Source organism: Enterobacter chuandaensis, assembly GCF_039718975.1.
In the GTDB taxonomy this organism is placed as follows: Bacteria; Pseudomonadota; Gammaproteobacteria; order Enterobacterales; family Enterobacteriaceae; genus Enterobacter; species Enterobacter chuandaensis.
Genome location: NZ_CP097173.1, coordinates 647,098 through 665,006 on the forward strand (window position 1 = coordinate 647,098; position 17,909 = coordinate 665,006).

The following is a 17,909-nucleotide window of genomic DNA, read 5'->3' on the forward strand; positions in this document are numbered from 1 at the left end:
TATTGCGCCTTGCTTATTTCCACAATAATCGAGTTAGCGGCTTCATGCCTATCCCAGGCACTCCACCGCTAACTCTCCCTTAACTCACACTCTCAAAACACCGGCACCCCCAGCCCAACCTTCACCTCCCTCAACGTCTCCTGCGTCACCCCCTGCGCCCGTTCGGTCCCGCGCTTAAGCATCGTCATCAGCTCCCCTTTATCCTGCATGTACATCGCCCTGCGCTCCCGCATCGGCGCAATCAGTTCCTGCAAACACCCCTCCAGCTCGTTCTTACATACCCGGTCTCCAAGCCCGCCCGCCTGATAGTGCGCCTTCATCGCCGCCATTTTCTCCTTGTCCGGATGAAACGCGTCGAGATACGTAAACACCACGTTCCCCTCAATCTGCCCCGGGTCGCTCACCTTCAGGTGGTTCGGGTCGGTGTACATGGCGCTCACCGCACAGTGAATGGTCTCTTCGCTGGCCGACAGGTGCAGCGTGTTGCCCAGCGATTTCGACATCTTGGCGCTGCCGTCGATGCCGGGCAGGCGGCTGGTGTCGCTCAGCATCGCCCTGCAGTGGCGCAGCACCGGGGCGGGCAGCAGGCTGTTCATCTTGTGCACAATCTCGTTGGTCTGCTCAATCATCGGCAGCTGATCGTCGCCGACGGGCACGCACTCGGCCTTAAACGCGGTGATGTCCGCCGCCTGGCTGATGGGGTAGGCCATAAACCCGACCGGCAGCGAGCGGGCGAAGCCTTTCTGCGCAATCTCGTTTTTCACCGTCGGGTTACGCTCCACGCGGGCGACGGTGACGATGTTCATATACAGCATCGTCAGCTCGGCGAGGGCGGGCAGGGCAGATTGCAGGCAGATCGTGGTCAGGTTCGGGTCGATGCCAGCGGCGAGGTAGTCGGCCAGCACTTCGGGGATGTTGTCGCGGATCTTCTGCGGGTTGCTGCCGTTGTCGGTCAGCCCCTGCAGGTCGGCAATCAGCACAAACTGGTTGTGCGTCTGCTGGAGCGCCACTCGCTGGCGCAGCGATCCGACGAAGTGGCCGAGGTGCAGCGGGCCGGTTGGGCGGTCGCCGGTGAGGATGGTTTGCTTGTTCATAAAGACTCCTTAACGTTGTAATGCCGAAAGGGGTCTTAAATGTGAGAAAGCCGCCTTTCGGCGGCTATCTGAAAATGGGGAAAACTACTCCGTGCCGCCTTTAAGAAGGCAGCCACCAGCGTTTAACGGTGAGTACGGCGGAGCGTGTGTTCATCGGATTAACCTATCATGCGAAAGCGCAGGGGTAAAGCGGCTCAGGCGCCGCTGCTTGAGGCGCGCACCTTCAGCCTGCCCGCCAGCGTCACGTGCGTGGCGGCATCTTCCTGATTACACAGGTACTCCACCGCCAGCCGTCCCAGCTCGCTGTAGGGCAGCTGGATACTGGTCAGCGGCGGGGTGAGCTGCTCGGAAATCTTCTGGTCGTCGTAGCCCGCCAGCAGCATGTCCTGCGGGATGCGCACGCCGTTCACCGCCAGCGCCTGATAGCAGCCTATCGCCAGCCAGTCGCTGGCGCAGAAGATGGCGTCCGGGCGCTCGGCCAGTTCCAGCAGAGAAGTAGTGGCGGTAAAGGACTCGCTGAACTGCCAGTTGGTCTGGCGCACCTGGCTGTCGTCGCACGCCAGTCCGGCCTGCTGCAGCGCCGCCCGGTAGCCCGCCAGACGCTGGCGCGAGGCCTCCATCCAGCTCTCGCCGGTGATGTGGGCGATGCGCGTGGCCCCGCAGGCGATAAGGTGTTTAGTCACCTGAAAAGCGTTGGCGTAGTCGTCCGGGATAAACGACGGCAGCAGCGGCGAGCCGGGGTCGCGCTGGTTGAGCAGCACCAGCGGGATGCGGGTGCAGTCCTGGAATGCCGTCATGTCCACCAGCGTGGTGACCGGAGACGCGAGAATAATCCCGATGCAGTTGCGCTTCTCCAGCTGGCGGATGATGTTCAGCACCAGCTCGATGTCGTCGCCGTAGTCGTAGACGGTGAGCAGGGTCTCGTTGCGCCACGCCGCTTCCCGCGCCTGGCTGATGGCGTCGATAAACGGGTCGAAGCTCTGCATAGAGCTGACCAGCAGGGCGATCTCTTCCTGGTTGCGCGGGGCGTGAACGGCGGGGAGGCGGTCGTAGCCGAGTTCGGTGGCCACGTTAATCACCCGCTGGCGGGTGTCGTCGCTGAGCTTGATGTTGCGGGACTGGTTAAGCACCAGCGATACCGTCGCCTGCGACACGCCCGCCGCCCGCGCAATATCGTTCATCGTTACCTTCGTTTTTCGCTTCATCCGTCCTCTCCCTTTCGCGATTTCGCATCATACCCTAACCGCATGCTTTAGCGCCGTCGATCACGTTTCTCATTCATCGAAGCGTGAACTTTGTGAGGGGCATCGCTTTTCTTCGTGCGGGAAATTGCGCATTTATCCCGCAACTAATATTTATTAGCTAAATATTATCAGTAAGAGGACGCGTAATGAAAGAGCAGTGGAGCAGGGAGCAGGCACAGGCGTGGTATCAGCAAAAAGGCTGGCTGTGCGGGTTTAACTATCTGCCGTCGACGGCGGTGAACTGGACCGATATCTGGCAGGAAGAGACCTTCGATGCCGAAACCATCGAGCGCGAGCTGGGCTGGGCGGCGGACGCGGGCTACAACACCCTGCGCATCAACCTGCCGTTTATCGTCTGGGAGCACGACCGCGACGGGCTGATGGCGCGTATCGACTGCTTTTTGACGATTGCCGACGGCCACGGGTTCAGCATCATGCTGACCCTGATGGACGACTGCGGCTTCTCCGGCGACGAACCGTACCTTGGCCCACAGAAGCCGCCCGTGCCGGGCAAGCACAACAGCCAGGCGGCGGCGAGCCCGGGACGCGATAAGGTGTGCGATCCCGACTGCTGGGCAGACATTGAACGCTATATCCGCGACGTTATCCGTCAGTTCCGCGACGATAAGCGCGTGCTGCTGTGGGATCTGTACAACGAGCCGGGCAACCGCGGCATTTTCGCGACGGGCACGCAGGAGGTGCAGTACGACGCGAAGCTGGAGACCTGCGCGCACGAGTTGATGAAGCTGGCGTTCCGGTGGGTGCGTGAAGAAGACCCGACCCAGCCGCTCACCGTCTGCGCGTGGCGCGTCCCGCCGGAAGAGGAGGGCGAGACGTTCTTCCAGCACCCGCTGGACCAGACCGCGCTGGCGCTCTCGGACGTGGTGAGCTTCCACGCCTACACCCACACCGGGCGGATGACGGCGATGATCCAGCAGCTGCAAAAGCTCGGTCGGCCGCTGTTCTGCACCGAATGGCTGGCGCGCCACGTGGGCAGCACCATCGAAGAGCAGCTCCCGCTGATGTACGCGGCGAAGGTCGCGCCGTACCAGTGGGGGCTGGTGCGCGGCAAAACCCAGACGTGGCTGCCGTGGCCGGTGGTGATGAAGGAGTCCACGGACTACTGCCGCCTCTGGTTCCACGACGTGTTTGAGGAGAACGGCATTCCGTTCTCGCGCCGTGAAATCGCATTAATGCAGCAGCTGCGCAAGATCGCCCCGAAAGTTCAGGGCTAATAATATCGACCCGGCGGACCACCGCCGGGCAACCAGGCAGGCATATAACAATGGCAACGACAATGAAAATACCGTCTCGCGAGTTGTGGTCTTATTTTGGCTATGGTTTAGGTCAGTGTTTTAGCTTTGGTCTAGTAGGTTCGTTTATTAACTATTTTTACACCGACGTGCTGGGGATCTCGGCGCTGGCGGCGAGCACCATCTTCCTGATTGCCCGCGCGTGGGACGCGGTTCACGATCCGCTGTTTGCCAGCATTATGGACACCATTAACAGCCGGTTCGGCAAGTTTCGCCACTTTTTGCTCATCGCGCCGCTGCTGATCACCGGCGTCACGCTGCTGTCGTTCTATAAAATCGAAGCGGACATGACCACCAAAATCCTCTACGCCGGGGTGACGTATATCCTGTGGGGGACGCTGTACGCCATCTCCGACATCCCGTTCTGGTCGATGTCGTCGGTGATGACCAACGACTCCGCCCAGCGCACCCGCGCGGTGACGGCGGCGATGCTTGGGGTGAACGCGGGCATTGCCTGCGCCAACATCTTCTTCCCGAAGCTGGCGGCGTTCTTCGCCCAGTACAGCAATGATAAAGGCTACTTTATGGCGGCGCTGGTGATGATGCTGGTGGGCCTGCCGCTGATGCTCAACGGCTTTATGCAGATCAAAGAGCGCGTGCCGCCGAGCCCGGAAAAGGTGACCATCCGTGACACCTTCCACAACCTGCGCCAGAACAAACCGCTGTTTATTGTCCTGCTGTCGTTCTTTTTCTGCGTGTTCCACAACGTGGCGGGCGGTCTCTATATCTACTTCTTTATCAACAACCTGGGCGACGGCAGCCTGCAGATGGCGATTGGCGTGATGGGAATAGTGGCGGCGGTGCTGTGCCTGATCGCCCCGATGCTGACGCGGCGGATGCAGAAGCGGAAGCTGTTTATGATCCTCTGCGGGCTGGACGTGGCGGTGCGTGTGGTGATGTGGTTTGTCGGGTATCAGCAGGTGACGATGCTGTTTATTCTGCTCGGCCTGAGCACGCTGTTCGTGATGATGACCAACATCCTCACCTCGTCGATGATTGCCGACACCATCGAGTACGCGGAGTACCACACCCACAAGCGCTGCGCGGCGATCACCTTCTCCGGGCAGACCTTCACCGGCAAGATGTCGGTAGCGGTGGGCGGCGGGTTAATCGGCGTGTTTCTGACGATGATCGGCTACGTGCCGCAGGCGCAAATTCAGAGCGAGAGCGTGCTGTCGGGGCTGTTCTTTGGGATTTGCCTGCTGCCGGCGATTGGGTCGCTGATCCGCATGGGCTTTATGTCGCGCTTTACCTTCACCGAGGAGAAGCACGCGGAGGTTTGTCGGCTGCTGGCGGAGCGGAACGCGTCTGCGAAAGCGCCGGGTGGCGGCTGCGCCTTACCCGGCCTGGAAAAAATTACAGCGACTTCACAAACGTCAGCAGATCTTCGTTGAGCTGGTCCTGGTGGGTCAGCGCGAAGCCGTGCGGGGCGTTGTCGTACACCTTCAGCGTGGCGTTTTTGATCATCTCTGCCGCCAGCTTGCCGGTGCTTTCAAACGGCACGATCTGGTCGTTGCTGCCGTGGATCACCAGCGTCGGCACGTCGATTTTCGCCATATCCGGGCGGAAGTCGGTTTCGCCGAAGGCGGTCACGCAGTCGATGGTGCCCTTAAGCGACGCCAGCAGAGCGATGTTCAGCGTCTGGGTCAGGGCACCGGCAGAGACGGTCTGCCCGGCGTTAGTACCGTAGAACGGGGTGGCGAAGTCGCTGATGAACTGGGCGCGATCTTTACGCAGCCCGTCGCGAATGCCGTCGAACACGCTCTGATCCACGCCCTGCGGGAAGGAGTCGGATTTGCCGAAGATCGGCGTCACCGCGCCCAGCAGCGCCAGACCGGCCACGCGCGCGCTGCCGTAGTTGTTGATGTAGCGGGTCACGTCGCCGCCGCCCATGGAGAAGCCCACCAGCGTTATGTCGCGCAGGTCCAGGGTGGTGATCAGGTCGTTGATGTCGGACGCAAAGGTATCGTAGTCGTAGCCGTTCCACGGCTGATCCGAGCGGCCAAAGCCGCGACGGTCAAAGGCGATGGCGCGGAAGCCGCGCTCCGCCAGGTAGTTCAGCTGGCTGTCCCACATGTCGCCGTCCAGCGGCCAGCCGTGGCTGAAGAGAACCGGTTTGCCCGCGCCGCAGTCTTTGTAGTAAATCTGCGTGCCGTCTTTTGCCTTAAACGTTGCCATAGTGTGTTCCTGTACAGGTGATGGTTATGGTTATACCGGCGCGACCAGATAGCGAATTGCCGGTGATGTTGTGCCCTGATGAAAAGCCAGAACGCGGCTCTGCAGCAGGAGGTCATTCATGGTGTGGCGCTCCTGCTGGCGCAGATGCTCAATCCAGGAGCCCATCAGGAAGGTCTCGATAAACAGACCGGGGCGCTCAATATCCTCGTACACCGCCCAGCTCATTGCCCCGGCGCGGCGGCGCACCCGACGCAGCTCGTGCACCGCCTCCAGGAAGGCTTTCGCGTTCTGCGGGTCAATGATGTACTCGTGCGACACCAGCACCGGGCCGCGCTCGTTCGGCAGCTCAATCTCCACGCCGTCCAGCGGCTGGCCGCTCAGGTCGAGGTTAAGGTCAGGGTCTTTCTCCAGCTTCCAGCGGAACACGGTGGCGCTTGCCAGCACCATCCCCAGCGTGGCGACCACCAGCGAGGTTGGGGTGCCAAACTGCGAGGCGATCTGCCCCCAGATGGCGCTGCCCGTGGTCATCGAGCCGAAGAACACCGTCAGGTAGACCGCCAGCGCGCGGGCCTTCACCCAGCGGGCGGCGCTGCGCTGCGCGCCGAGGTTGAGGGTGGAGAGCACCGCAATCCACGCGAAGCCGGTGAAAAACTCAAACAGGTTGAGCAGCCAGACGTGGCGCACGAACGCCAGCGCCAGCATGGTGAGGGCAAAGGTCAGGCTGGCGGCCACCATCAGGCGGTCGGCGTTCAGCCGCTGGCGCAGTCGCGGCAGCAGGATGGCCCCGGCAATTGCCCCCAGGCCAATGCACGCCAGCATCACGCCGTAGCCCGCCGGGCCTAAGCCCAGCTCGCGGCGCGCCACCAGCGGCAGCAGGGCCCAGCCCGCGCTGCCGAAAACGAAGAAGGCCACCGTGCGCACCAGCACGTTGCGCAGCACCGGCGCGGCGTGTACGTAACGGATGCCAGAGCGCACCGCCGAGAAGAAGTGCTCCGGCGGCAGACGCTGCACTGTCGGTGCGGGACGCCAGCGCCACAGCACCCACGCCACGCCGACCACAGACAGCGCGTTCAGGACAAACACCATCCACGGCCCGGCCAGCGACAGCAAAAAGCCGCCCAGCGCGGGGCCAATCGCCCGGCTGATGTTCACCCCCAGCGAGTTCAGCGCCACGGCGGCGCCCAGCTCCGGCTTGCTCACCAGATCGGGCACCACGGCCTGGAACGGCGGCGAGCTCATCGCCGCGCCCACGCTCAGCAGAAACGTCGCCACCAGCAGAACGGTAGGGGTAACGTGTCCGGTGAAGGAGAGCACCGTCAGTACGGCGGCGGCGATGAACACCCACAGCTGGGAGAAGAGCAGGTATTTACGTCGGTCGACAATGTCCGCCATCACCCCGGACGGCAGGGCGAAGAGGAACATCGGCAGGCTGCTGGCCGCCTGTACCAGCGCGATATCCAAAGGATCGGCGCTCAGGGTCAGCATGCTCCAGTTGATGCCGACGTCGCTCATCCATGAGCCGACGTTAGAGACCACCGTGGCGATCCACAGCATGCGGAACACCGGCTGGCTCAGCGGCTGCCAGGGCGAAACCGTCGGTGCGGGCGTCGTCTCGACGTGTGCGTCGCGAACGTCGTTAACCTGGGTCATGCGAACCTCTCCGCTGCCTTACGCTGCAGCCGCCACTGGCCCGGCCCGGTGAGGGCGAGGGTGGTGAAGATAATCAGCAGCAGCCAGCCAAACTGCCCTTCGGCAATCGACCAGTTCGGGTGGACCGCCAGCATCGCCACCAGCAGCACGGCGATAATCGGCAGGCACGCCAGGCGGGTGTAGACGCCCGCAATGATAAACAGCGGGCAGATCACCTCGGCGACAATCGCCGGGATCAGGCTCGCGTAAGGCCCGAAGCCGAACGGATCTTCAATGCGCGTCAGCTCTTCGCTGAAGTGCAGCACCTTCGGCAGGCCGTGCACGTACAGCAACAGCAGGCTGCCGGTGAGGCGCAGGAAAAACAGCCCCAGGTCGAGCCGGGGCGGGGTAAAGGTGTTTTTCATCAGAATGCAAAGCAGCTGCAGCCCAGCGCCCCCCAGAAAGCGTTATCGTCGGACACCGGCATCTCTGACGTGCGGGCGAAATCATGCTGGTGGCTGTGAACCCCGCACGGGCCGCTGCAGTGGTGGACGGCGTTCATTCCCACGCGCGTAGCCTGCGGCGGCGCGCTGCGGTAGTGGCCCGGCACCTTCACCACCGGGGACCACTCGGGCAGAACCGGAATGGCCGGTGGCGCGAGCGGGCCAAAGCTGCCTGCGGCGTAAACGATGTCTCCGTTCACCACCGTCAGGACCGACTCGATGCCCTTGATCTCCTCTTCCGGCACGCGGAAGTAGTCTTTGCTCAGCACCGCCAGGTCGGCGAGCTGGCCAACTTTAATCTGTCCCTTCTGGTTCTGCTCGCTGGAGAACCACGCGCTGCCCTGGGTCCAGAGCATCAGGGCGGTATCGCGGTCCAGACGGGCGCTGTGGTCGTACATCTGCATCCCGCCAACGGTGCGGCCAGAGACCAGCCAGTAGAGCGCGGTCCACGGGTTGTAGCTCGCCACGCGGGTGGCGTCCGTTCCTAAGCCCACCGGCACGCCGGTCTCGAGCATTTTCGCCACCGGCGGCGTATGGCGGGTGGCTTCGATGCCGTAACGCTCGGCAAAGTATTCGCCCTGGAAGGCCATGCGGTGCTGCACGGCAATACCGCCGCCGAGCGCTTTGATGCGGTCGATGTTGGCCTGGGTGACGGTCTCCGCATGGTCGAAGAACCAGTGCAGGCCGTTGAACGGAATGTCGCGGTTCACCTTCTCGAACACGTCCAGCATGCGGCTGATGGACTCGTTGTAGGTAGCGTGGAGGCGGAACGGCCAGCGGTGCTCCACAAGGTGACGCACCACGCGCTCCAGCTCGTCCTCCATGCCCGGCGCGAGATCCGGGCGCGGCTCGAGGAAATCTTCAAAGTCGGCGGCGGAGAAGACCAGCATCTCGCCCGCGCCGTTATGGCGGAAGAAGTCGCTGCCCTGGCCCGGCGTGAGCATGTCGGTCCATTTCTCAAAGTCTTCCAGCTCGTGGCCCGGACGCTGGGTAAACAGGTTGTAGGCGATGCGGATGGTCATCTGCTTCTTCTCGTGCAGCTCGGCAATCACCTCGTAATCTTCCGGGTAGTTCTGGAAGCCGCCGCCCGCGTCAATGGCGCTGGTCAGCCCCAGACGGTTCAGCTCGCGCATGAACTGGCGGGTGGAGTTGACCTGCTGCTCCAGCGGCAGCTTCGGCCCTTTGGCGAGCGTGGCGTAGAGGATCATGGCGTTCGGACGGGCAATCAGCATCCCGGTCGGGTTGCCGTTGGCGTCGCGCTGGATCTCGCCGCCCGGCGGGTTGGGCGTGTCTTTGGTGTAGCCGACCACCTTCAGCGCGGCGCGGTTGAGCAGGGCGCGGTCGTACAGGTGCAGGATAAAGACCGGGGTGTCCGGCGCGGCGTCGTTGATTTCGTCGAGGGTCGGCATGCGGCGTTCGGCAAACTGGAACTCGCTCCAGCCGCCCACCACGCGTACCCACTGCGGCGACGGCGTGCGCAGGGCCTGCTCTTTCAGCATCCGCAGGGCGTCGGCCAGGGACGGCACGCCTTCCCAGCGCAGCTCAAGGTTGTAGTTCAGCCCGCCGCGAATGAGGTGCAGGTGGGAGTCGTTCAGGCCGGGGATAGCGGTGTGGCCTTTCAAATCCACCACTAAGGTGGCGTCGCAGTGGTGCTGCATCACCTCGGCGACGGTACCCACTTCCAGAAATTTTCCGTCGCGCACGGCAACGGCTTCCGCGACAGGGTTCTCGCGATCGACGGTGTGAAACTGGCCGTTAACCAGAATGAGATCGGCTTTACCGAGGGTAACCATAAACTGCTCCAGACTGAGAAGGGAATGGTCAGGATTATGGGAACCGGTTTCGGCAAAGATCCAGTTATACAATAGGATAGGTATACCAAAGTATAACTATACCTAAGGTTAACTATACGAAGAGATAATTACGCGCAAAGACGGAAAACCGCAGGATGAGGGTGACTTTATCGTCGCGGCGCTCGCGGCGATTTCACCCTTAACCACTGGAAAATGCTATGACCTCTTCAAAGCTCGAAGTGTTAACCCCTGCGAACTGTCAGGTAATCTTTATCGATCACCAGCCTCAGATGGCGTTTGGCGTGCAGTCGATTGACCGCCAGGTGCTGAAAAACAACACCGTGGCGCTGGCGAAAGCGGCCAAAGTGTTCAACATCCCGACCATCATCACCACCGTTGAGACCGAAAGCTTCTCCGGTAATACCTATCCGGAGCTGCTGGACGTGTTCCCGGGCCAGTACATCCTGGAGCGTACCTCCATGAACTCCTGGGATGACCAGAAGGTGCGCGACGCGCTGAAGGCCAACGGCAAGAAGAAGGTGGTGGTGGCCGGTCTGTGGACCGAAGTGTGCAACAACAGCTTCGCCCTGTGCGCGATGCTGGAAGGCGACTACGAAATTTATATGGTGGCGGATGCCTCCGGCGGCACCTCCAAAGAAGCCCACGACTTCGCCATGCAGCGCATGATCCAGGCGGGCGTGATCCCGGTGACCTGGCAGCAGGTGATGCTGGAGTGGCAGCGCGACTGGGCGCGTAAAGAAACCTACACCGCGGTGATGGATATCGTGCGCGAGCACTCCGGCGCGTACGGCATGGGCGTGGATTACGCCTACACCATGGTGCACAAAGCGCCGTCTCGCCAGAAGAGCGAGCACCGCACCTTAGCGCCGGTCCCGGCTCGCTAAGTTCCGCTGGCGGGCTGGTCCCTCATCCGGCTCGCCGCTGCCTCTTTCTCTGGAGTTCACAATGAGTACAGGGCTGATATCCCTTGCGGCTGGCGTGTTGATTGGCCTGATGTATGCCGTGCTGAAGGTGCGCTCCCCCGCGCCGCCCGCGCTGGCGCTGATTGGCCTGCTGGGGATGCTGGCGGGTGAACAGGCGACACGCCATTTGTTATCCCGCGACGGCGCGCTCCCTCCTCAGGTGACCGTTCCGCAGGCTAAATCGCAGACGGGAGCGACCTCATGAAAGCATGGATAATTTCGCTGGTGTGCGGCGTGGGTGCTGGGGTAATTTACGCTCTGCTCGACGTCCATTCCCCGGCGCCGCCGGTTGTCGCCCTGCTTGGCCTGTTTGGCATGCTGGTGGGCGAACAGCTCATCCCGGTGGGACGGCGTTTATTGAGTCGCGAACCGCTTACCCTCGCCTGGTTTCGTCACGAATGCGTGCCGAAAATCAGCGGCACGGCGCCGCCTGCGCCCGTGAAGGACGATCGCGACGTTTAATGATTTGTTAGAGGAAAGACAGCATGACGCTGCCGTGGCGCATTGCCATCATTGATGACGAACGTTCCGTCCGCAGCGGGCTGAGTAATCTCCTGGAGTCGGAGGGCTATGCCGCCGATACGTTTGATTCGGCAGAGGTGTTTCTGAGCCATCCGCTCGCCCTGTCCGGCGCGGCGCTGGTGATCGCCGATATCAAGCTGCGGGGCATGAGCGGCCTGGAGCTGTTTGACAAGCTGCGGCTGCTGGCCGTACCGCCTCCGCCCGTGATCTTTATCTCCGGTCATGCTGATGAAAATATGCAGCTGTACGCTCTTAATCTGGGCGCCGCTGCATTTTTGCGTAAGCCCATTAACATCGATATTCTGCTGGATCATATTCAGCGGGAGCTGGCCCGCCGACAATAAGGATCGCGGATGAACGAACACGAGCAGCCTGCATTCTGGCCCGCCCAGGGGAATCTTCACCAGGGGCGGGTTTTTGTCCTTAAAGAGGATGTGATTTTTACCGTGCTGGCGCAGGAGGGCGGTATCGCCTGGATGCACGCGCGACATCCTCACTCAGGCGGCTCGTTCATTATCGCCACCGCGGTGAGCGACGAAGAGGAAGAGCGGGCCACGCGGCTGCTGAAAAACGAGTTTGCGCTGCGTGACGTGCTGCAGGACAGCTGGGCCATCCGCGCCGTCGCCTCCACCCAGTACCGGGGACGCTTCGCGCTGGTGTACGCCCCGTTTGCGTTTGAGCTGCTGGCGCGGCGCGCGGGCAGGGCGATCTCGGGGATCGCGCGCTTTATTGAGATGGCGATCCAGATCTGCGTTCCCCTGCGCCAGATGCATCTGCAAAACCTGATCCACGGCGACATCAAGCCCGGCTCGATTTTTGTTCATCACGATGCCACCTGCCGTCTGGGCAGCTTTGGCCTCTCCTGTAGCCTCTCCGGTGCCTTCTCCCAGACCCGGCTTGCCGTTTCAGGCGGTACACCCGCGTACATGTCGCCGGAACACACCACCCGCACCCAGCGTCCCGTCGACGGCCGCAGCGATCTCTACAGCCTCGGCATGGTGCTGTATGAACTCCTGACCGGACGCCTGCCGTTTGAGCTGGGGGAGGACGATCAGACCAACTGGGCGCACTACCATATTGCCTCCGCGCCGCTGGCCCCGGACGCGATCCGCCCGGACGTGCCGGGCATGTTGTCGACCATCATCCTCAAGCTGCTGGAAAAGCACCCCGATAACCGCTACCAGACGGTCGACGGGCTGATTGCCGACCTCCGACGCTGCCAGGCGACGCTGACCTGCGAGGGCGAGATCGTCGCCTTTATCCCCGGCCAGCAGGACCGCACCCCGGCGATCCATCTGGCGGACTCTCTGTTCGCGACGCATCCGCAGGCGAATGACGTCATTGCCGCGTTTGAGCGGGTGAGGCAGAACCTGGTGCCGGAGCTGGTGACGATCGGCGGGCCGTCGGGGATCGGCAAATCCTCAATTATCGCGACGGCGCTCAAAACGCTGCAGCAGCGTAAGGTGCTGCTGGCGGTGGGCAAAGTGGATCAGTTTTCGCCGTCGCTGCCCTACGGCGTATTAAGCTCCGCATTCCGCAGCCTGACGCTGCACCTGCTGGGGCTGCCCGCAGAGGACGTGGCGAAGTGGAAAATCCGCCTGTCGCGTGCCCTGGAGGGGCACGAGGCGCTGGCCGTCAGCCTGGTGCCCGAGCTGGGCCTGCTGCTTGAAAGCAAGCCGCGCTTCTCGGCGGATACGTTTTCCATTGATGCCCGGGCGCGCTTCAGCCATATGGTGCTGGCGCTGGTAAAAACCTTTGCTTCTCAGGGCTGCCCGCTGGTGCTGGTGCTCGACGATCTCCAGTGGAGCGATGCGGCCAGCCTGCATACGCTCAAATATCTGCTGATGAACTGCGGCGCTGTTCCGCTGCTGGTGGTCGTGGCCCGCCGGGATATCAGCTCCGTGTCTGACGACGCCCTGCAGGCGCAGCTGGCAGGCCTGCCGGAGGCGGCGCAAAACGCGAGCGAGATTGTCCCGCAGGCGCTTTCCGTGAAAGCGGTGGCGCGCTGGCTGGCGACGGTATTTCGCACCCGCAGCGCGGCGACGACCGACCTCGCCACGCTAATCCACGAGAAGACGGGCGGCAACCCGCTCTTTGTGCACGAGTTTTTCCGCCGCATCGTCGACGACGGGCTGGTGGTGCATAACAAATATCAGGACAAGTGGCACTACGATCTGCAGGCGATCCGCGCCCGACACTACACCGAAAACGTCGTCACCCTGGTGCTGGAGCAGCTTGAAGAGCTGCCCGACGAGACGCGCCGCCTGCTGGGCAGCCTCGCCTGCCTCGGCGGCACGGGCGAGATGGAGATGATCTGCCGCGTGGTCAGCATGTCGATGGCGGAAATGCGCTATGCGCTGCACCCGGCGGTGATGGCCCAGCTCATCGTGCTGACGGAAAAAGAGTACGCCTTCACCCACGACCGGGTGCAGGAGGCGGCCTTTGCGATGCTGGATCGGCATGAGAAAAGCCATCTTCACCTGACCACCGCCAGCCTGCTGGCCGACGCCGCGCGTCAGGCCGCGGGGAACGAGCTGCTGTTCCGCGCTGTTCACCACGTCACGGCCGCGCTGGACAGCATCCAGCCCGCACCGCAGCGGCAGATGTTCCGCGAGCTGAGCCTGCTGGCCGCGCGACGGGCGAAGCGCTCGGGGGATTATCGTTCGGCGCTGAGCTATATCCAGACCGCCAGAGCGCTGGGCAATGCCGGGCCGGTGTCAGACTTTATGCTTGATATCGAAGAGGCGGGCTGTGAGTTTGCGCTGGGGCATCTGGAGCGGACCCGCGAGTTGTGTGACGCCATTCTCGGCTGCCCCGGTGGGCTGACCGAAAAGGCGCTGGCGGCGAACCTGCTGGTGGAGGTGTACATTCGCCAGTCGGATAGCCGTCTGGCGCTGGAGGCGGCGCTCTGCTGGCTGGGGATTTTTGGTATTCAGATTGGACGCCACCCGGAAGACGTCGACTGCGACGAGGCCTGGGAACACTTCTGCAACCACACGGTCGACGCGCCGCAAAGCCTTTTTGTCCAGCTGTCTCGGATGGATAACCCGGAAACCGAAGCGGTGATGAACCTGCTCTACAGCGCCAGCATTTGCGCCAGCTTCATCTGCCCGCGCCTGCACTTTTTGCTGCTCTGCCGCATGATGCACCTGACCCTCGACCACGGCATTACCGGCGCCTCCACCACGGCGATGGCCTGGTTTGGCGTGCTGATTGGCCAGCGCTACGCCGAGTACCGCCTCGGGTTTCAGTACGGCACGCTGGCCCGCGAGCTGGTCAATCGCCACGGCTACGACGCCTTCGAAGCCAAAACCCTGCTACCGCTCGACCAGCTCAGCGTCTGGACCCAGCCTTTATCGTTTACCATCGAGTGCGCGAAGGCCTGCTTCACCTCAGCGGTGACCCACGGGGATATGACGATGGCCTGCTTTGCGGCCTGCCACCAGGTGATTAACTTCCTTTCGCGGGGCGATCACCTGGACGGGGTGCTGACCAGCATCGATCGCGGCCTGGCGTTTGTGCGTAAAACCCACTTCCAGGACGTGGAGACCATTTTGATGCTCCAGCGTACCTACGTGGAGTTTTTGCGCACGCCGGTCATCGGCACGTGGACCGCGTCGCAGGTGCTGCCGGAGGCGCTGCTTCCCGCGTCGCCGGAGCAGGCGCCGGAGCAGACCTCCACCATGCTGTTCTGGTACTGGCTCTACCGCGGCATGGCGCACTTTACCTGCGGTGAATATGCCGACGCGCAGGCGGATCTCGAGATGGCGGGCTGGTACGCGTGGTCCGCGCCGGGGCACATCCATCTGCTGGATTACCATCTCTACAGCGCGCTGGCGCTGTCACGTCAGCTGACGCCAGAGACCTTCTCGGCCAATCACCGCCGCAGCATTCACGCCCACTACGATAAAATCGCCCTCTGGGCGCGCATTAATCCCGGCACGTTCGCGGATAAAGAGGCGCTGATCTACGCCGAAATCGTGCGTCTGGACGGGATGAACAGCATCGCGCTTGAGCAGTACGAGAAAGCGGTCCGGCTCTCCCGCGAGGGGGGTTTTAACCCGATCAACGCCCTGGCCCACGAGCTGGCGGGCCGCTTTGCGCTGGCCTGCGGCTATCCGACCGCCTCGGACGCGCACTTCCGCGGCTCGATTGCCGCCTGGGGCCGCGCGGGCGCGCAGGCCAAGGTGCGCCAGCTGGAGCAGGATTTCCCGCATCTGCTGGCCTCCGGGCAGGCCAGCGCCTACGACACGGTGGCCTTCGCCCAGAATGAGACGATCCGCGATCTGCAGAGCGTGATCAAAGCTTCCCGCGCGCTGTCGGAAGAGATCAACCTTGAGCGCCTGATCGAAAACCTGATGACCATCCTGCTCGAACGCGCCGGGGCGCAGCGCGGCCTGCTGCTGCGCGTGAGCGAGAGCCTCATTCCGGAGATTGAGGCCAGCGCCTGGACCAGTACGGAGGGCGTACGGGTGCGGATCCTTAAAGACGTGCCGACGGCCACCGACCTGCCGCTGTCGGTGCTGGCGGCGGTGATCCGCACCGGGCAAGAGATCCGCACCGGCAGGCCGGAGGAGTTTCATCCCTTCAGCCAGGACCCTTATCTGGTGACCTCGGGGGCGGCAGTCATGTGCGTCCCGATGTTCAAACAGGCGCGGCTGGTGGGCGTGCTCTACCTGGAAAATCGCCTGATGCCGGAGGTCTTCACCGCCGAGCACTCGCGCGTGGTAAGCCTGCTGGGTGCGCAGGCCGCGGTCTCCCTGGAGACGGCGCGGCTCTACGCCGAGCTGCTGGCGGAGAACATTCAGCGCCGCCGGGTGGAGAAAGAGCTGCGCGCCAGCCAGACCTCGCTGATGCTGGGCGAGCAGATCAGCCACACCGGCAGCTGGCGCTGGGAGCTGGAGCAGGATCTGATGTTTGTCTCGGAAGAGTACGCCCGCATTCTCGGCCTGCCCGAGCAGCAAAAGATGATCTCCATGGCGGAGTTTTTGACCTTCGTCCATGAGGACGATTACGGGCGCATCAGCGCCATCGTCACTGAGAGCGTGCGCGACGGGCTCTCCATGCGCGCGGAGTTTCGGGTTAAGCGTACCGACGGCTCAACCCGATACATCCTCGGGATTGGCGATCCGGTGGGGGTGGGCAGCGAGGTGAACGAGTATTACGGCATTATCACCGACATCACCAGCCAGCGCGCCGCGGAGGATGCCATGCGGGTCGCGCAGGCGGATCTGGCGCGCGTTTCCCGCGCCACCACCGTCGGGCAGCTGACCTCCTCCATCGCCCACGAGATCAACCAGCCGCTGATGTCGATCGTCTCGAACGCCGGTGCGAGCCTGCGCTGGCTCAGCCGCGAGCCCGCCCGGCTGGATAAAGTGCGGGAGGGGCTGGAGGAGATCGCTGCGGAAGGCGCGCGTGCGGGGGAGATCATTCGCAGCATCCAGTCCCTGACCCGCAAGCAGGATCCCACCTTCTCACGCATCGATATGCACTACCTGATCCACCATATCATCACGCTTTCGCGCAGCGAGCTGGAGCAGAGACACATTAGCGTTGATTATCTGTTAAAGGCGCAGGACAGCTTTATCACCGGCGACAGCGTGCAGATCCAGCAGGTGCTGCTGAATCTGGTGATGAACGCGGTAGAGGCAATGTCCGAGGTGAAGGATCGCGGCAGCATCATCACTCTCAGCACCGCCAACGCGGAGGGGAAAGTGATCGTTGAGATCGCCGATACTGGCAGCGGCATTGAGCCCGAGCGGCTGGAGCAGATATTTGACTCGTTTTACTCCACCAAGCCGCAGGGGATGGGGATGGGGCTGACCATCAGCGCCAGCATCATCGAGCGCCACTGTGGGAAGCTGAGCGCGCGCCGCCGCGATCCGCACGGCACCGTGTTTGCTTTTGCGCTGCCGCTGGCGGCGCAGGAAGGGTAAACGTTACTCTGCAGGCTGGCTTTTGGTCAGGCGCTCGACGGCCCTGACCAGCTCCGCCACGGAGCGCACCTGCATTTTCTCCATCACGCGGCGACGGTGCACCTTCACCGTGATCTCGCTGACGCCCAGCTCGGCGGCAATCTGCTTGTTGAGCTTGCCGCTGATGGCAAGTTCAAGCACCTCGTGCTCGCGCGGCGTAAGAGACAGATGGCGCTGCTTCAGGGCGTAGTGCTCTTTATTGCGCTCGGCGTTGTTTTCCGCCAGCTGCAGCGCGGATTCAATGGCGTCGATCAGCGCGGCGGATTCAACGGGCTTGGTGAGAAATTCGTACGCGCCGCCTTTGATGGCGCGCACCGACATCGGGATGGTGCCGTGACCGGTGAGAAAAATAATCGGGATCTCGCGCCCGCTGTCCTTGAGCGCGTCAGCCACCTCAAATCCTGAGATGGCGGGCATCTGCATATCGAGGATCACGCACGACGGCAGATCCTCAAACCGGTGTTGAAGAAACGTTTCTGCTGATGAAAAGCCGATGGCGTTTAAGTCTGCCGATTCAAGCAGCCCGATTACGGACTGCCTGACGGCGTCATCGTCATCAACCACATACACAATGTGTTCCATTCACCGCCCCGGTGCTGATTTAAATGTCGAGGATGCAAACAGTCACTACGGCTACGTAAGAGACTGTTTATGCTGACTTTCATCTTAACACAT

General features: G+C 62.5%; 14 protein-coding genes. 7 read left to right on the forward strand and 7 right to left on the reverse strand.

Going from position 1 to position 17,909, the window contains the following annotated elements; genetic code table 11:
- Positions 1-92: 92 nt before the first annotated feature.
- The gene (trpS, locus tag MX657_RS03210) at positions 93-1,094 is read right to left on the reverse strand and encodes a tryptophan--tRNA ligase (protein WP_119916142.1); all 1,002 of its coding nucleotides are present in this window, start codon (positions 1,092-1,094) and stop codon (positions 93-95) included.
- Positions 1,095-1,288: 194 nt separating this feature from the next.
- Positions 1,289-2,299 (reverse strand): LacI family DNA-binding transcriptional regulator, encoded by a 1,011-nt coding sequence (locus tag MX657_RS03215; RefSeq protein ID WP_346807274.1) that lies wholly within the window; start codon positions 2,297-2,299, stop codon positions 1,289-1,291.
- Positions 2,300-2,484: 185 nt separating this feature from the next.
- Between MX657_RS03215 and MX657_RS03220 the strand changes: the two genes are divergently transcribed.
- Positions 2,485-3,573, forward strand: a complete 1,089-nt coding sequence (locus MX657_RS03220; protein ID WP_346807275.1) for a cellulase family glycosylhydrolase — start codon at positions 2,485-2,487, stop codon at positions 3,571-3,573.
- 50 nt (positions 3,574-3,623) lie between these two features.
- Positions 3,624-5,045: an MFS transporter gene (locus MX657_RS03225; protein ID WP_346807276.1), complete on the forward strand. Its 1,422-nt coding sequence runs from the start codon at positions 3,624-3,626 to the stop codon at positions 5,043-5,045.
- Here the strand turns inward: MX657_RS03225 and MX657_RS03230 are convergent.
- The 4 genes from MX657_RS03230 to MX657_RS03245 are packed head-to-tail and all read right to left on the reverse strand — an operon-like array spanning position 5,008 to position 9,754.
- Positions 5,008-5,829: an alpha/beta fold hydrolase gene (locus MX657_RS03230; RefSeq protein WP_346807277.1), complete on the reverse strand. Its 822-nt coding sequence runs from the start codon at positions 5,827-5,829 to the stop codon at positions 5,008-5,010. The genes MX657_RS03225 and MX657_RS03230 overlap by 38 nt on opposite strands.
- Before the next feature lie 30 nt (positions 5,830-5,859).
- Complete coding sequence (locus MX657_RS03235) at positions 5,860-7,479, reverse strand: MFS transporter (protein WP_346807278.1); 1,620 nt, start codon at positions 7,477-7,479, stop codon at positions 5,860-5,862.
- Positions 7,476-7,883 carry a DoxX family protein gene (locus tag MX657_RS03240; RefSeq protein ID WP_119916136.1) on the reverse strand — a complete coding sequence of 136 codons (408 nt, stop codon included), beginning with the start codon at positions 7,881-7,883 and terminating at the stop codon, positions 7,476-7,478. Before MX657_RS03240 ends, MX657_RS03235 begins: the two co-directional genes overlap by 4 nt.
- Positions 7,883-9,754, reverse strand: a complete 1,872-nt coding sequence (locus MX657_RS03245) for an amidohydrolase (protein WP_346807279.1) — start codon at positions 9,752-9,754, stop codon at positions 7,883-7,885. The genes MX657_RS03240 and MX657_RS03245 overlap by 1 nt, the downstream gene beginning before the upstream one ends.
- Before the next feature lie 218 nt (positions 9,755-9,972).
- Here MX657_RS03245 and MX657_RS03250 point away from each other — a divergent pair, with 218 nt between their 5' ends.
- The 5 genes from MX657_RS03250 (at position 9,973) to MX657_RS03270 (ending at position 17,195) form a co-directional block, all read left to right on the forward strand.
- Positions 9,973-10,659: a hydrolase gene (locus tag MX657_RS03250; RefSeq protein ID WP_346807280.1), complete on the forward strand. Its 687-nt coding sequence runs from the start codon at positions 9,973-9,975 to the stop codon at positions 10,657-10,659.
- A gap of 61 nt (positions 10,660-10,720) precedes the next feature.
- Complete coding sequence (locus MX657_RS03255) at positions 10,721-10,942, forward strand: DUF1427 family protein (RefSeq protein ID WP_346807282.1); 222 nt, start codon at positions 10,721-10,723, stop codon at positions 10,940-10,942.
- Positions 10,939-11,199, forward strand: coding sequence for a XapX domain-containing protein (locus tag MX657_RS03260; protein WP_080328903.1), 261 nt, complete (start codon positions 10,939-10,941; stop codon positions 11,197-11,199). Before MX657_RS03255 ends, MX657_RS03260 begins: the two co-directional genes overlap by 4 nt.
- A gap of 23 nt (positions 11,200-11,222) precedes the next feature.
- A complete protein-coding gene (locus MX657_RS03265) occupies positions 11,223-11,603 on the forward strand; it encodes a response regulator (protein WP_346807284.1) in 381 nt (126 codons plus the stop codon).
- Between the two features lie 9 nt (positions 11,604-11,612).
- Positions 11,613-17,195: a trifunctional serine/threonine-protein kinase/ATP-binding protein/sensor histidine kinase gene (locus MX657_RS03270; RefSeq protein WP_346807286.1), complete on the forward strand. Its 5,583-nt coding sequence runs from the start codon at positions 11,613-11,615 to the stop codon at positions 17,193-17,195.
- 3 nt (positions 17,196-17,198) lie between these two features.
- On the opposite strand, the gene MX657_RS03275 is transcribed toward MX657_RS03270, so the two are convergent.
- The gene (locus MX657_RS03275; protein ID WP_218728398.1) at positions 17,199-17,816 is read right to left on the reverse strand and encodes a response regulator transcription factor; all 618 of its coding nucleotides are present in this window, start codon (positions 17,814-17,816) and stop codon (positions 17,199-17,201) included.
- Positions 17,817-17,909: the final 93 nt, after the last annotated feature.

Coding starts and splice junctions, on each gene's coding strand:
- MX657_RS03245 (WP_346807279.1), bottom strand. CDS start 9,754: ATGGTTACCCTCGGTAAAGCCGATCTCATTCTGGTTAACGGCCAGTTT.
- MX657_RS03215 (WP_346807274.1), bottom strand. CDS start 2,299: ATGAAGCGAAAAACGAAGGTAACGATGAACGATATTGCGCGGGCGGCG.
- MX657_RS03260 (WP_080328903.1), top strand. CDS start 10,939: ATGAAAGCATGGATAATTTCGCTGGTGTGCGGCGTGGGTGCTGGGGTA.
- MX657_RS03240 (WP_119916136.1), bottom strand. CDS start 7,883: ATGAAAAACACCTTTACCCCGCCCCGGCTCGACCTGGGGCTGTTTTTC.
- MX657_RS03250 (WP_346807280.1), top strand. CDS start 9,973: ATGACCTCTTCAAAGCTCGAAGTGTTAACCCCTGCGAACTGTCAGGTA.
- MX657_RS03275 (WP_218728398.1), bottom strand. CDS start 17,816: ATGGAACACATTGTGTATGTGGTTGATGACGATGACGCCGTCAGGCAG.
- trpS (WP_119916142.1), bottom strand. CDS start 1,094: ATGAACAAGCAAACCATCCTCACCGGCGACCGCCCAACCGGCCCGCTG.
- MX657_RS03220 (WP_346807275.1), top strand. CDS start 2,485: ATGAAAGAGCAGTGGAGCAGGGAGCAGGCACAGGCGTGGTATCAGCAA.
- MX657_RS03235 (WP_346807278.1), bottom strand. CDS start 7,479: ATGACCCAGGTTAACGACGTTCGCGACGCACACGTCGAGACGACGCCC.
- MX657_RS03265 (WP_346807284.1), top strand. CDS start 11,223: ATGACGCTGCCGTGGCGCATTGCCATCATTGATGACGAACGTTCCGTC.
- MX657_RS03230 (WP_346807277.1), bottom strand. CDS start 5,829: ATGGCAACGTTTAAGGCAAAAGACGGCACGCAGATTTACTACAAAGAC.
- MX657_RS03270 (WP_346807286.1), top strand. CDS start 11,613: ATGAACGAACACGAGCAGCCTGCATTCTGGCCCGCCCAGGGGAATCTT.
- MX657_RS03225 (WP_346807276.1), top strand. CDS start 3,624: ATGGCAACGACAATGAAAATACCGTCTCGCGAGTTGTGGTCTTATTTT.
- MX657_RS03255 (WP_346807282.1), top strand. CDS start 10,721: ATGAGTACAGGGCTGATATCCCTTGCGGCTGGCGTGTTGATTGGCCTG.